Below are 13026 nucleotides of genomic sequence, written 5' to 3'. Positions count from 1 at the left end.
TCGGCCGCGAAGCCGTCGGCGATCGCGCCACCGATCGAGCCGCCGCCACCGTAGATCACCGCGGTCTTGTTCTCCAGCAACATCATCTTCTCCTTTCGTTGCAGGAGAAGCTACGTCTAGGTCACACCGGTTCACATCGGTCACGTGACTGGCGTGGGACCGGTCGCCGGCACCGGCGACCAAGTCATCCGAGCCCGAGCTGCACCAGTTCGATCCGTCGGGTGACGCCGAGTTTCGGGTAGGCGCGGTACAGGTGGTGGCCGATCGTGCGCGGGCTGAGGAACAGCTGCGCGCCGATCTCCTTGTTGCTCAACCCGGCAGCCGCCAGTCGAACGACTTGCACCTCCTGCGGCGTCAGGTCCTTCAGCGGGTCGTCAGCGACCCGGTCGAGCATCGGGCGCTCGCCGAGTGCGGTGAGCTCGCTCATCGCGCGCGCTTCCCAGGTCGACGCGCCCAGCCGCGTGAAACCGGCCAGAGCGGCGGCCAGTTCGGTGCGCGCCTCACCGCGGCGGCGTCTGCGGCGCAACCATTCGCCGTAAAGCAACTGCGTTCTGGCTTGGTCGAATCGGCCGCCGTGCTCGGCGAACAGGCCGAGTGCCGCCCGGTAGTGCGCCTCCGAGTCCTCGAGCATCGCCTGGCAGCGCCGCAACAACGCTGTCGCGATCGGACTGTCCACGTGCACGGCCCACCGTTCGAACGCCGTGAGCTGATCGGTGACGCGGTCGGGGTGACCGTCGTGAACCGCCGCCTCCACCAGTCCGCGACGGCGCGGATGAGGAAGTCGTGCTTGGCCGGTCCCGTGCACACGGCGTACAGAGCATCGAACGCCGCGCGATACCGTCCCGCGGCGAGGTCGAGCAGGCCGAGGCCCCAGGACGTCAACGCGGTGCCGACCGCGTGCCGTCCCTCGAGAACCGGCAGCACTTCGGCGGCCAGTTCACGGCAGCGCGGTTCGTCGCCCGTCACCGCGGCCAGCCACACGGACGTCGCCCGCAACACCGCGACCTCCATGTCCATCCCGAACTCGGTGCTCAGCGCCACCGCCTCGGCCAGGCAGGTCTGCGCCAAGAGGAAGTCACCGCGCAGTGCCTGGGCCAGCGCGACGACCTCCTGCGCGTAGGGAATCCAGGTCAGCGCTCCGCTGGCTCGCACCTCCGCCAGCATCATGTCCATCACCGCGATGGTCGCGTGGTCGTCGGCCAGCATGAGGCCGCTGAACCCGGCCACGATCCGGTGCATGAGGTCCGCGTCCGGCTCGCGACCGATCTCGATCATGGCGCGGAGCGGGCCGGCGGCGTGCTCCGGCCTGCCGCTCAGCAGGTCTCCCCAGCTGATCTGCGCGTCGGCGGACGCGCGTTGCCTGGATCCCAGCCGCAGCCGCAACTCGGCCATCAGCCGCCCGCCCTCGGTGACCAGGGGCAGAGCGCCCGCGTCCCGGCCGGCGCACATCATCTCGGTCAGCATGACGACTGCTCGTTCGGGGTCACGATCCATGATCAGCCGCGCCGCCTCGGACGCGAGCGCGGCGTCCGCTTCGGGGGACGTCCGCTCGTACTCGATCTGGCCTCGCAGCAACGTCGCGTCGGCGATGATGCCCGGATCGGTGGTGAGGGACGTGACCTCAACGGCCAGGCGTGCCGCGCGGTCGGGTTTGCCCGCGTCGTAGGCGGCGAGCGCGGCCTTGGCGATGCGACGCGCCTTGAGCTCGGGATCCACGCTCAATCGCCCGGCGCGGTCGTACGCGGCGGACACGGCCATGGCCCCGCCACGGCGTTCTGCCCGTATCGCGGTGCGTTCGAGCTCGGCGGCCACCGCCTCGTCCGGCTCGGTGGTGGCCGCAGCGAGGTGCCATGCCCGGCGGTCGAGGACGTCCGGGCTGGTGAGGCCTCGGCGAAGGCCCGGTGGACCGCGATCCGCTGATGGTGGGTGGCGCACTGATAGGCGGCGGCACGCACCAGCGGATGCCGGAACGTCAGCTCCCCGTCCGCCACGCTGATCAGCCCTGCGCGTTCGGCCGCGTCCAGGTCGGACGTGTCCGCACCGACCGCACGGGCGACGCACAGCACCGTGTCCATCCCTGCGAAGCGGTCGGCCGCGGCGACCAGCAGGATCGACTGGCACGTCTCGGGCAGGCCGACGATCTGTTCGCGGAACGTCTCCTGCACTCGTCGCGTGACCGGCAACGGGCCGACCTGGTGTGCGGGCTCCGCACGGCCTTCACGCTGCGCGGCCAGACGCGCCGCGCCGAGTTCGAGCAACGCGAGAGGGTTCCCGTTGGCCTCCTCCAAGACCCGTGCCCGCATCGGCGCCGTCAACCCGGGACTGTGGTGGTCGAGCAACCCGGCCGCCGCGTCCGGCGACAAGCCCGGCAGCCTCAGCTCCTCGATGCCGGGCGTGTGAAACGGCACGGCCGTGTCGCGGACCGCGAACAGCATCACGACCGGGTCCGCCTGGAACCGCCGAGCAGCGAACAGCAACGCGTCCGACGACCCGCGATCAAGCCATTGCGCGTCATCGACCACGCACAACAACGGCTTCTCCGCCGCCAGCTCGGCGAGCAACGTCAACGTCGCAGCGCCGACGAGGAAAGGCGTGGTCGCCGCGTCGCTGCTCAGCCCGAACGCACCCCGCAACGCGGCCGCCTGTGGTCCTGGCAGCAGGTCAAGCCGATCCAGGTAGGGGTAGAGCAGCAAGTGCAGTGCGCCGAACGCGAGCTCCGCCTCGGACTCGATGCCGACGCCGCGCAACACCCGCATGCCCTGAGCCGTGGCCACGGCGTGATCGAGCAGCGCGGACTTGCCGATCCCCGCCTCGCCTCGGACGACCAGCGCCGCGCTGCGACCGGAAGACGCTTGCCCCAGTGACCGCTCGACGTGGTCCCGTTCCCCATCCCGGCCGACCAACATGGCACCAGAGCCTAGCTGCTGGAATCGCGTGGAGATCGTGCGTGCGAGCGATCTTGATGCTGACGGCCTGTCGTGGAAGTGGAGCACCACGACAGGCCGTCTCGTCACGCAGGCACCGCGTTCAGCCGATCAGCGGTTCGATGCCGAAGTCGATGACCGCGTTCCCGAACGGCTGGAAGAACATGGTGGAACCGTGCCCGCCGACGATCGTGCCGAGCGCGATGACCCGGTCACCGTCCACGTGGTTGCACAGGGCTCCGCTGACCGACCCGGACGTGCAGACCCACTCACCCGTGTACGGCTAGGCCCCACCCCGACACGCCCTTGCTGAACTCGTTGACGCCGATGAACCGGCTGCGGTCGCCGTTCCAGAAGCCGGAGTCCGGCCGCCCGCAGTGGCCGGCGGTCAGCAGGAACTCATGGTTGCCTGGACGTCTGAGGCGGCGTAACGATGCGAGGAACCGTCACGATCAGCCCACCATGAGGCGGAACACCGGACAGCCGCAGGGCTTGGCTCAGGTCAAGGTCCACTGCCTGGCTGCCGTGTTCTTGATCATCGCCGTGGTTCACAGCGTGCTCGCGGCGGTGGACCACGTCACGTGGCCTGTCGTCTCAGCTGCTGCCTGTGTCGTGGGCGCCACGGTGCTGGAGCGGATCCTTCTGGTGCAGGAGAGGCCGGCTGGTACCTGGAGACGCGATGCTGCCCAACGCATTCTGCGGGAGGGTCTCGGGGAGCTTCCACGCTTTCAGTTCGACTCGCGGACTGATGCGGGACGCCCCTGATCCAGGCCAGGGCGGCTTGGACGACGACCGTCTTCTTCGGATTCCGGGCCAGGAGCGGGACCCTGCCCGCGAAGCGTTCGTCCAGCGAGACCAGGGGTAACCAGTCCTGCGGTGTCGAACACGACGATGTTGTGGCGGCACATAAGCTCCAGGGCACCAACCGTGATCAGAGGAGGCGCCGGTGACTGAGCAGGGCGATCTGATCGCGGGGCGTTACCGGCTCCAGCGACGGATCGGCTCCGGCGGCATGGGCGTGGTGTGGCAGGCGTTCGACGAACGTCTCGACCGGGTCGTGGCGCTCAAGCACCTCGTGCTGCCGCCTGGACTGTCCACTGAGGAAGCCGAGCGGGCCCGGCAGCGCGCGGTGCGGGAAGCCCGGATCGCGGCCCGGCTGCAGCACCCTGGTGCGGTCACCGTGCACGACGTCACCGAAGATGGCGACCGGCCGGTCCTGGTCATGGAGTACGTGCCGGCGCGCAGTCTCGCCGAGCTCATCGCAACCCGCGGGCCTCTGTCCGGCGTGCAGGTCGCTCAGATCGGGGGCCAGGTCGCTGCAGCGCTGGCGGCGGCACATCAGGCGGGCATCGTGCACCGCGACGTCAAGCCCGCCAACGTCCTGATCACCGACACCGGCACCGCGAAGATCACCGACTTCGGCATCGCCCGCGCCCACGGCGACACCACCATCACCGCCACCGGCCTGGTGGTCGGGACACCGGCCTTTCTGGCACCGGAGGTAGCGCAGGGACACGAGCCCAGCGCCGCCAGCGACGTGTTCTCCCTCGGTGCCACTCTCTACACGGCGGTGGAAGGGCGTGCACCGTTCGGTGACGGTGACAACGCCATCGCGCTGCTGCACGCCGTGGCCGCCGGGCAGATGATCCCGCCCGCACACCACGGCCCGATCACCGACGTCGTGCTGCACATGATGCGAGCCGATCCCGCGGCGCGTCCGGCGATGGCTCAGACCGCGGAGAGGTCTGCACGCGGCCGCGGCTGGTCGCCCAGCGCCGGCCCTGACTCGCGTGGACCTGCAGCCGGTCGCAGGTCCATCAGCCGCGGCATCTCGCCGGTTGCGCTCCGCACTGCCGATCGCGGCGGCCGCGATCGCCGTCGTCGTGCTCATCGTGCTGCTGTACCCGCAGTTCACCTCCTCCGACCAGGCCGCCAACCAGCCACCTGCGCCAACGACCAGCACCGTCGCCGCAGCGCAACTGCAACAGGCCGTGGCCGACTACTACGCCCTGCTCCCCGACCGCACCGACGAGGCGTGGACACGGCTGAGTCCGGCCATGCAGGCACAGGGGAAAGAGCAGTACGAGAAGGCGTGGAATGACGTCAAGGACCTCGTTGTCACCGCCGCACCGCAAGCCACCAACGTCGACACCGTGACCATCGGCGTGGAATACACCGTCGAGAGCCGTGGCCGGCTTCGGGAGACACGTCAACTGCACCTGATCACCGACGGTGGCAGGGTGCTCGTCGACTCAGATCAGGTCCTGACGTCCGAACGCGTCAACGGCAAGAACGGCGACAAGAAGGACAGCGACGGCGAGAAGGACGACAAGAAGCGCGGCGAGGAAGGAAAAGGCGGCAACTAGAGCGTCTGCGGGCAGACTGCGGCGGCACCGTCCATCACGCCGCTCGTCCTGTGCATGTGCCCGTGGCGTACTCCTCTCAGGGCCGGACCGACCGCCGGTACCAGGCCCGCCGCTCGTCCACCGGCAGCGCGACACGGCTGATCAGGTTGGTGAGCAACGCACCGATCGCAAGCCAGAGCAGCGCCGCGACACCTTCGTTCAGCAGCACGGCCATCCGTTCGTCGGCAGGGGTGAACAGGCCGTCCAAGCCGAGATCGACTCCGCCGGCCCAGCTCGTGATGAACGAGGCGAAGCCGTTGCCCATGTTCGCGCCCGCCACCACCAGCAGGATGTGCAGCAACAGGACGAGTGCGAACACCCAGCACACGATGTCGATCACTGCGCAGACCGTTCGGACAGCGCGCACTTTGCCGTGGTCACCACGAGCGGCGACCTCTTCCTCCACGACCGGCGGTTCCGCGGGCGAGGAGTACTCGGCGGGCCGCGGTCTCTCGGGGTCTCCTGGTCGAGTCATGTCAGCGGGTACCCGGCGCAATCCAGTTTCGAAACTCGGCGAACTCAAATCGACCAGCAGCACCCATGCGCAAGGTAGACCCCGACAGGTGCGGGCGGAGCGGAGCCGTGGAAGCGCGGCCTCAGGCGGGCTTGTGCCGCGGAGTCGTGTGGCGGGACAAGGAACTCGGCGCGTCGAGCTGTGCGTTGTCGTCAACGCCGACGCCGAGCCGTTCGATCAGCTCACCACCGAGCCATCCGGTGATCCCGGCCAGCACGAGGCCGGCGAACCCGAGCACCAGCGCCCACACGCCCGGCACCCACTCGGCGGTGCCGGCCCGCAGCAACCAGCTCACCGCGAACAACACCAGCACGACCGCGTTGCCCAGCCCGTGCAGCGTCCCGACTCGCCGCGCCCGTGTGCCTGCCGGAATCGCCAGCCAGTCCACCAGGCCGAACACCGCGGCGGCGACTCCGCCGATGACCCCGGCCGCGATCACGTAGGCGGCCGCGACCGGGAATCCCGGCCGGTCGGTCACCAGGTGCAGCACGTCGAACACGACCGCCGTGGTCAGCAGTCCCAGCGGGAACACGATCAGCATCGGATGAACGGCGTGGCCGAACGCCTTGGCACGACTCTGCATGATCAACTCCTGACGGTTGAGCGGGATCCGTGCGCGAGCAGTGGAATACGCCCGCCCGCGAGCACGGCGTCGGCCTGTGCGGGGGAGAGGCGGTGCCGGACGCGGTACCGCTCGTTCTTGGTCTGGTTGGTGACGGTGAACTCCCGCCCCGTCTTGAGGTTCGGCGGGTCGAGGCGGAGGGTGTCGCCGGTGTCGATGCGGTCGTAGTCGTGCGGGTCGGTGAACTCGCAGGCGAGCACGCCGAAGTTGGCCAGGTTCTGCCAGTGGATGCGGGCGAACGACTTGGCCACGACGGCGCGCAGGCCGAGATAGCGCGGGGTGATGGCGGCGTGCTCGCGCGACGAGCCCTGGCCGTAGTTGTCGCCCGCGACCACGACGTGGCCGCTTCCGTCCCGCAGTTCGGCGGCCTGCCGCGGGTAGTCCGGCGCGATCGGGGTGAACGTGAACTCGGCCAGCTTCGGCACGTTCGACCGGTAGGGCAGGGCGCGGGCGCCGGCGGGGGAGATCTCGTCGGTGGACACGTCGTCGCCGACCTTGAGCAGCACCGGTGCCTCGACGTGGTCGGGCAGCGGCGCGAAGTCCGGCAGCGAGGAGATGTTGGGTCCCTTGACCAACTGCTCGTGCTCGGCCTGCGGGCGTGGCAGCGGAGGTACGAGCATCGAGGTGTTGATCGACGCCCGGCGCAGCACCGGCAACGCCGGGTACCGGATGCCGAGCGTGCGGGGATCGGTGATGACGCCGGTCAGCGCCGAGGCGGCCGCCGTCTCCGGCGAGCACAGCCACACCGAGTCCTCGCGGGTGCCGGACCGGCCGGGGAAGTTGCGCGGGAAGGTGCGCAGGGAGTTGCGTCCGGTGGCGGGAGCCTGGCCCATGCCGATGCAGCCGAGGCAGCCTGCCTGGTGGATCCGCGCGCCGGCGGCGATCAGGTCGAAGGTGGCGCCCAGCCGGGTGAGGTCCTCGAAGACCTCACGCGAGGACGGGTTGACGTCGAAGCTGACCGCGTCGCTGGTCTGCTGTCCTTTGACGATGGCCGCCGTGATCGCGTAGTCGCGCAGTCCGGGGTTGGCTGACGACCCGATGACGACCTGGCTGACCGGCTCGCCCGCGACCTCGCGGACCGGCACCACGTTGCCGGGCGACGATGGCCGCGCGATGAGCGGTTCCACTGTGGACAGATCGATTTCGTCCTCGACGTCGTACACCGCATCGGGATCGGCGCGCAGTTCGGTGAAGTGGCGGCCCCTGCGTTCGGACTCCAGGAACCACCTGACCGCCTCGTCGGACGGGAACACCGTGGTCGTCGCTCCGAGCTCCGCGCCCATGTTGGCGATGACGTGCCGGTCCATTGCGGACAGACACGCGAGTCCCGGTCCGTGGTACTCGATGATCCGGCCGCGCCCGCCGTCCACCCCGTGACGCCGCAGCATCTCCAGGATCACGTCTTTGGCCGACACCCACGGCGGCAGCTCGCCGGCCAGCCGCACACCCCACACTTCCGGCATCACCAGCCGCAGCGGTTCTCCCGCCATCGCCAGGGCGACTTCGAGCCCGCCGGATCCGATCGCCAGCATGCCCAGTGCTCCGGCGGCGCAGGTGTGCGAGTCCGACCCGGCCAGCGTCTTTCCCGGCACGCCGAACCTCTGCATGTGCACGGGATGGGAGACACCGTTGCCGGGCTTGGAGAACCAGATGCCGTAACGGCGGCAGGCGGACCGGAGGAACTCGTGGTCCTCGGCATTGCGTTCGTCGGCCTGCAGCAGGTTGTGGTCGACGTACTGCACGCTCACCTCGGTCCGCACGCGGTCCAGGCCGAGTGCTTCGAGTTCCTGCATCACCAGCGTGCCGGTCGCGTCCTGGGTCAGGGTCTGGTCCACCACGAGCCCGATCTCCCCGCCTGGGGTGGGCTCGCCTTCGACGAGGTGTGCGTCGATGAGCTTGCGGGCGACGTTGCGTCCCCGGCCGGTGGCGGTGCGCATGGGCGGTCTCCCTTTCTCTCAGTCGCGACGGCGACGCAGCACGGCGACCGAGCATGGTGCGTGGTAGACCAGCGCGTGGCTGACCGAGCCGAGCAGCGCGCGGCGGACCGGTCCGCGTCCGTGGCTGCCGACCACGAGCAGTGCGGCGTTCGTCGCCTGGTTGACCAGCGCCTGTGCGGGGTTGTCGAAGGAGACCACCCGCTGCGTTTTGACGTCGGGGTAGCGCTGAGCGTGTCCGGCGATCGTGGCGGCGAGGAACTTGTCGGCCTCGTCCCGGATCTCGCGCCACTGCTCGGTCTCGGTCGCCACGTCCACCGCCCGATCCGTCACGGCGTGCACCGCGACCAGGTCGCAGCCGTGACGGGCGGCGAAGTCGAAGCCGAAGTCGATCGCGGGTGCGCTGAGCTCCGAGCCGTCCACACCGACCACGACCTGGCCCTCGTCGATCGTCTCGTCGCGTGCCACCACGACCGGCGTGGTGGTGGTGTGCACGAGATCCGCTGCGACGAGCCGAGCAGGGCTCGGGTCAGACCTGTGCTTCCGGACGAACCGACCACGAGCAGGACCGCTTCTTGGGCAACCCTGGTCAGCACCTCGGTGGGATGGCCGTAGACGACGTGCGGCCTCACATCGGCTTCCGGCGCCACCCGCGCACACTCCGCCACGACCACGGCCAACTCGCGTTCCGCGTGCTTACGCGGCCCCTCGTCGGTCATCGCGTCGGGCAGCGCCACGGCGCCGGGGTTGACCGTCAGCTCGGGATACGCACCGCGGATCGCGCTCACCACGACGAGCTCGCGCCGCCGGTTCGCAGCCTCCTGCGCGGCCCACAGCACCGCCTGACGAGCGTGCGGTGACCCGTCGAACCCGGCGACGACCGCGCCGCGGCCGGTCGCGGACACAGGGGTGGACATCGTCGTCAGTTGTTGCCGGGCGCGGCGCTGACCTGGCCGAGGACGGAGTTGGGATCACGTTCGACGGCGGCGTCGCCGAGCGAGAGCACGCCGACGGGCCGTCCGGCATCCACGACAGGGATGCGGCGCACCGCGTTCTCGCGCATGCGGGCGATCGCCGTGTCGAGGGTCTCGGTCATGTCCGCGGTGACGACGTGGTCGCTGCAGACGTCGCGCACGCAGCAGTCGGACATGTCGTCGCGGTCGGCCATCGCGCGCACGACCAGGTCGCGGTCGGTCACGATGCCGTACAGCCGGTCGCCCTCGACGACCAGCACGTCGCCGATGTCCCTGTCGCGCATGGCCTTGGCTGCTTCACGTACCGGGGCGTCCGGCGGCAGCACCACCGGATCCACGGTCATCAGGTCTCGGACGAGTTGGGTCATGACAGTCTCCTCAGTGGATCGTTGGCCGTTGATCAGACGGCGTGCGGGTAGCTCTCCGGGACTTCGCCTGCCTCCCAGCGGGCGGTGCGGTCGAGTGGTTCGAGCGCGCTGGTCTCGTCGATGTGGATCACGGCGTCGAACTGGTCGGCCAGGCGGGCCCTGAAGTAGTGGCTGACTCGTTCGGTGTCAGGCCGGTAGATCACGCCGATGGCGCGTTGCAGCCGGGCGGAACCGAGGACGTCGGCGGCGCTGGGCGCGACGCTGAGGTGGAGGAGAAACTCCTTGTGGCCGGTGTCGTGGAACAGTTCCTCGACGCTGCCGCGCAGCGCGGGCCGCACCTGCTTGCGGTCGGCCGGCGCACCCCAGTCGTGGGCCGCGGTGACGGTGCCGGTGTAGGTGGTGAAGCCGATCAGCCGGCTCTCACCAGGATGCTGTTCGCGGACCAGCTGTCCGACGTTGAACTCGCCCTGAGCGGCGACCTCGGTGGCGGCGGCGTCGCCGAGGTGAGAGTTGTGCGCCCACACCACGATCTTGGCGGGCTCGCCGCGCCGGGCTTCGAGATGGTCGCTCAGCGCGTCGAGGGTCTCGGCCATGTGCTGATCGCGCAGGTTCCACGACGACACGCGACCGCGGAACATGGTGCGGTAGTAGCGTTCGGCGGCCTGCACCAGCCGGGCGTTGCGTTCGGCGTGGAACGCCTCGTCCTCGGCCAGCAGACCGTCTCGCCGCGCGAGTTCGTGCGCGTGTCGTTGCAGATCGACGAGTTGCTCGAGCACCTGCCGCTCACACCGCTCGCCCGCACCGAACCCGGCCGCCAGACCGTAGGCCTGGCCGTTGTCACCGTGGTGGTCGAGGCACGAATAGCGGTCACGCGCGCGTTCGGCGGCCTGCGGATCGACCGCCTGCAGATAGGAGATCACCTCGTCGGCGGACCGATGCAGGCTGTACAGATCGAGCCCGTAGAAACCGGCCTGGTCGCGTCCGGCCACACGGTCGTTGCGCTCGCGCAGCCAGCCCACGAAGTCGAGCACGTCGGTGTTGCGCCACATCCACGCCGGGAAACGCTGGAACCCCTGCAGCGCCTCTTCTGCGGTGCGGTCGGCACCACGTCCACGGACGTAGCGGTTGACGCGATAGGCGTCCGGCCAGTCCGCCTCGACCGCGACCGCGCGGAACCCGTGCTGGTCGATGAGCCGCCGGGTCATCTCGGCGCGCGCGGCGTAGAACTCGTGCGTGCCGTGCGTGGCCTCACCGATCAGCACGAACCGTGCATCACCCACGATCGCCGACAACACGTCCTCGGACGGCACCCCGCTCTGCACCGGAACCGCCACCGCGCGCACGACCTCCACTTCGGACTCGCCGCCTGCCGCCACTCGCGGGCTCGTGAGCAGCTGACGGACCTCCTCGTCGGTGGTCTGGCTGAAGTCGTAGTACGCCTGACCCACCGCGAAGAACGGTGATGGCGTGGTCGCGCACACCACGTCGTCGGCGTAGCGCGTGAACTCATCGCAGGTCGACGCCGCCGCGGCGGGCACCGCGACCACGATGCGCGCGGGCTTCGACTCGCGGACCGCACGGATGGCCGCGCGCATGCTGGCGCCGGTCGCCAGGCCGTCGTCCACGAGGATCACGGTCTTGCCGGCCACATCGACCCTCGCCCGGTCGTTCCGGTAGACGCGTTCCCGGCGTGCCAGCTCGCGGCCTTCGTCCTCGGCGACCTCGCGGAGAACGTCGGGGCTCACACCGTGGCCGCGCACGACGTCGTCGTTGAGCACCACGATGCCCCCGCTGGCGATCGCGCCCATCGCGAGCTCCGGGTGCTCTGGCAGGCCCAGTTTGCGCACGATGAAGACGTCGAGCGGCGCGTTCAACGCGGTGGCGACCTCATGAGCGACCGGCACACCACCGCGAGGCAGGCCGAGCACGATGACGTCGTCGCGGTCGCGGTAGTCCTCGAGAAGGCCGACCAGCACCCGGCCGGCGTCCCGTCGGTCCCGGAAGAGACGCTGTGCCATACCGTCGGCTACCCGCTAGTCGAGTGGCCGAAAACGGCGCTCACCGGACGGGTGGTGCCAGGCTTCGGACGAACCAGGCGGTGGCCAGCTCGCTCACCTGCCGCAGCGCACCGGGCTCCTCGAAGAGGTGGGTGGCCGAGGGCACGATCGTCATCTCGACCTCGGCGTTCATCCGCGCCATGGCCTGGCGGTTGAGGTCGATCACCCGGTGGTCCAGCTGCCCCACGATGAGCAGGGTCGGTGCCCGGACGGACCCGAGGTGGTCGCCGGCGAGGTCGGGCCGTCCCCCTCGGGAGACCACCGCCGCGACCTCCTCCGACCGCTGGTCCGCGGCGATCAGCGCGGCCGCGGCACCGGTGCTGGCACCGAACAGCCCCACCCCGAGCCCGGCGGTGACCAGGTTCTCGACGGCCCAGTCGACCAGCGCCGCCACCCGCGAACCGAGCAGCTCGGCGTCGAAGCGGAACTGCCCGGTCCTGGCGTCGACGCGTTCCTCGTCGGCGGTGAGCAGATCGGCGAGCACGGTGGCGAGTCCCGCCTGCCGCAGCACGGCGGCGACCTCCCGGTTGCGTGGACTGTGCCGGCTGCTCCCGCTGCCGTGCGCGAACAGCACCGTGCCCCAGGCCGCATCCGGTACCACGAGGTCGGCCTCGAGCTGGACGCCCTCGACGGGGATGTGCAGGCTCTGCGGGGTTTGCGTGTTCATGTCGTCACGGGTTCCCGGTCCGGACGCACGTCCAACCGGTTCACGGCAGCGAACCTGTCGTGGCGAGCAGCAGCGCGACCGCGGGCAGGAAGTTGTTGACCTGATGAGCAACGACACCGGCGAGCAGATTGCCGGTGACCATCCTGGCCAGGCCGATCGGGATCGACAGCACCAGCAGAAGCGGCGTGCGCAGCAGTTCGAGATGGGCGACCGAGAACACGACGCTGGTCGCCGCGAAGATCAGCCATCGGTTCCACCGCCAGTGCTCCAGCGCCCGCCACAGCGCACCGCGGAAGATGACTTCCTCGCTCAGCGGCGCGACCAGCCAGACCATCACGAACACGATCACGGCGGCGATCGGGTGCAGCTGCCTGCCACCGAAGGCTTCGCCGAGTGCCGAGGTCGCGTCGTCGCTGCCGATCTGGGAAGCCCAGATGACCGCGGCGGGGATCGTCAGCACCAGGCCGCCGACGCCGAACGCGAGACCGATGCCGAGATCGCGCCAGGCCCAGCGCACGGCCAGTTCGCGACCGGCGCGTCCCGGTCGTGGCCCGGCGCCGG

14 protein-coding genes are annotated in these 13026 nt (G+C 69.9%); 2 read left to right on the top strand and 12 right to left on the bottom strand.

Annotated features, from left to right (window positions below; translation table 11 throughout):
• Positions 1 to 184: 184 nt before the first annotated feature.
• Genes FXN61_RS39705 through FXN61_RS39695 form a run of 3 tightly spaced genes read right to left on the bottom strand, consistent with a single transcriptional unit; the run spans position 185 to position 2906 of the window.
• The gene (locus FXN61_RS39705; protein WP_167979046.1) at positions 185 to 427 is read right to left on the bottom strand and encodes a helix-turn-helix domain-containing protein; all 243 of its coding nucleotides are present in this window, start codon (positions 425 to 427) and stop codon (positions 185 to 187) included.
• A complete protein-coding gene (locus tag FXN61_RS39700) occupies positions 424 to 1812 on the bottom strand; it encodes a hypothetical protein (protein WP_167979045.1) in 1389 nt (462 codons plus the stop codon). The genes FXN61_RS39705 and FXN61_RS39700 overlap by 4 nt, the downstream gene beginning before the upstream one ends.
• Positions 1719 to 2906 (bottom strand): AAA family ATPase, encoded by a 1188-nt coding sequence (locus FXN61_RS39695; protein ID WP_167979044.1) that lies wholly within the window; start codon positions 2904 to 2906, stop codon positions 1719 to 1721. The genes FXN61_RS39700 and FXN61_RS39695 overlap by 94 nt, the downstream gene beginning before the upstream one ends.
• Positions 2907 to 3870: 964 nt before the next feature.
• On the opposite strand from FXN61_RS39695, the gene FXN61_RS55930 reads away from it, so the two are divergent.
• Together FXN61_RS55930 and FXN61_RS39685 are read left to right on the top strand one after the other, a co-directional pair.
• Entirely contained in the window at positions 3871 to 5025 is a 1155-nt protein-coding gene (locus FXN61_RS55930; RefSeq protein WP_167979043.1) for a serine/threonine-protein kinase, read from the top strand.
• Positions 4982 to 5290, top strand: a complete 309-nt coding sequence (locus FXN61_RS39685; RefSeq protein ID WP_167979042.1) for a hypothetical protein — start codon at positions 4982 to 4984, stop codon at positions 5288 to 5290. Before FXN61_RS55930 ends, FXN61_RS39685 begins: the two co-directional genes overlap by 44 nt.
• Positions 5291 to 5366: 76 nt before the next feature.
• On the opposite strand, the gene FXN61_RS39680 is transcribed toward FXN61_RS39685, so the two are convergent.
• The 9 genes from FXN61_RS39680 to FXN61_RS39640 all read right to left on the bottom strand — a co-directional run.
• Positions 5367 to 5804 carry a hypothetical protein gene (locus tag FXN61_RS39680; protein WP_188135991.1) on the bottom strand — a complete coding sequence of 146 codons (438 nt, stop codon included), beginning with the start codon at positions 5802 to 5804 and terminating at the stop codon, positions 5367 to 5369.
• Positions 5805 to 5925: 121 nt separating this feature from the next.
• Positions 5926 to 6426, bottom strand: coding sequence for a DUF2231 domain-containing protein (locus FXN61_RS39675; RefSeq protein WP_167979041.1), 501 nt, complete (start codon positions 6424 to 6426; stop codon positions 5926 to 5928).
• Between the two features lie 2 nt (positions 6427 to 6428).
• On the bottom strand, positions 6429 to 8402 hold the full coding sequence (locus FXN61_RS39670; protein ID WP_167979040.1) for an aconitate hydratase: 1974 nt from the start codon (positions 8400 to 8402) through the stop codon (positions 6429 to 6431).
• 18 nt (positions 8403 to 8420) lie between these two features.
• Positions 8421 to 8822, bottom strand: a complete 402-nt coding sequence (locus FXN61_RS39665; protein WP_167979039.1) for a universal stress protein — start codon at positions 8820 to 8822, stop codon at positions 8421 to 8423.
• Positions 8729 to 9316, bottom strand: coding sequence for a universal stress protein (locus FXN61_RS53480; RefSeq protein ID WP_167979038.1), 588 nt, complete (start codon positions 9314 to 9316; stop codon positions 8729 to 8731). Before FXN61_RS53480 ends, FXN61_RS39665 begins: the two co-directional genes overlap by 94 nt.
• Positions 9317 to 9321: 5 nt before the next feature.
• Positions 9322 to 9741, bottom strand: coding sequence for a CBS domain-containing protein (locus FXN61_RS39655; RefSeq protein ID WP_167979037.1), 420 nt, complete (start codon positions 9739 to 9741; stop codon positions 9322 to 9324).
• 32 nt (positions 9742 to 9773) lie between these two features.
• On the bottom strand, positions 9774 to 11759 hold the full coding sequence (locus FXN61_RS39650) for an erythromycin esterase family protein (protein ID WP_167979036.1): 1986 nt from the start codon (positions 11757 to 11759) through the stop codon (positions 9774 to 9776).
• A gap of 40 nt (positions 11760 to 11799) precedes the next feature.
• Entirely contained in the window at positions 11800 to 12465 is a 666-nt protein-coding gene (locus tag FXN61_RS39645) for a dienelactone hydrolase family protein (protein WP_167979035.1), read from the bottom strand.
• Positions 12466 to 12505: 40 nt separating this feature from the next.
• Positions 12506 to 13026, bottom strand: a 521-nt coding sequence (locus tag FXN61_RS39640) for a CPBP family intramembrane glutamic endopeptidase (protein ID WP_167979034.1), incomplete at its 5' end; no start/stop codon positions are given.

It is taken from the genome of Lentzea indica, from assembly GCF_012184385.1.
Taxonomy (GTDB): domain Bacteria; phylum Actinomycetota; class Actinomycetes; order Mycobacteriales; family Pseudonocardiaceae; genus Lentzea; species Lentzea indica.
The sequence above is the reverse complement of the archived record's forward strand: the minus strand, read 5'-3'. Positions and strand labels throughout refer to the sequence as shown.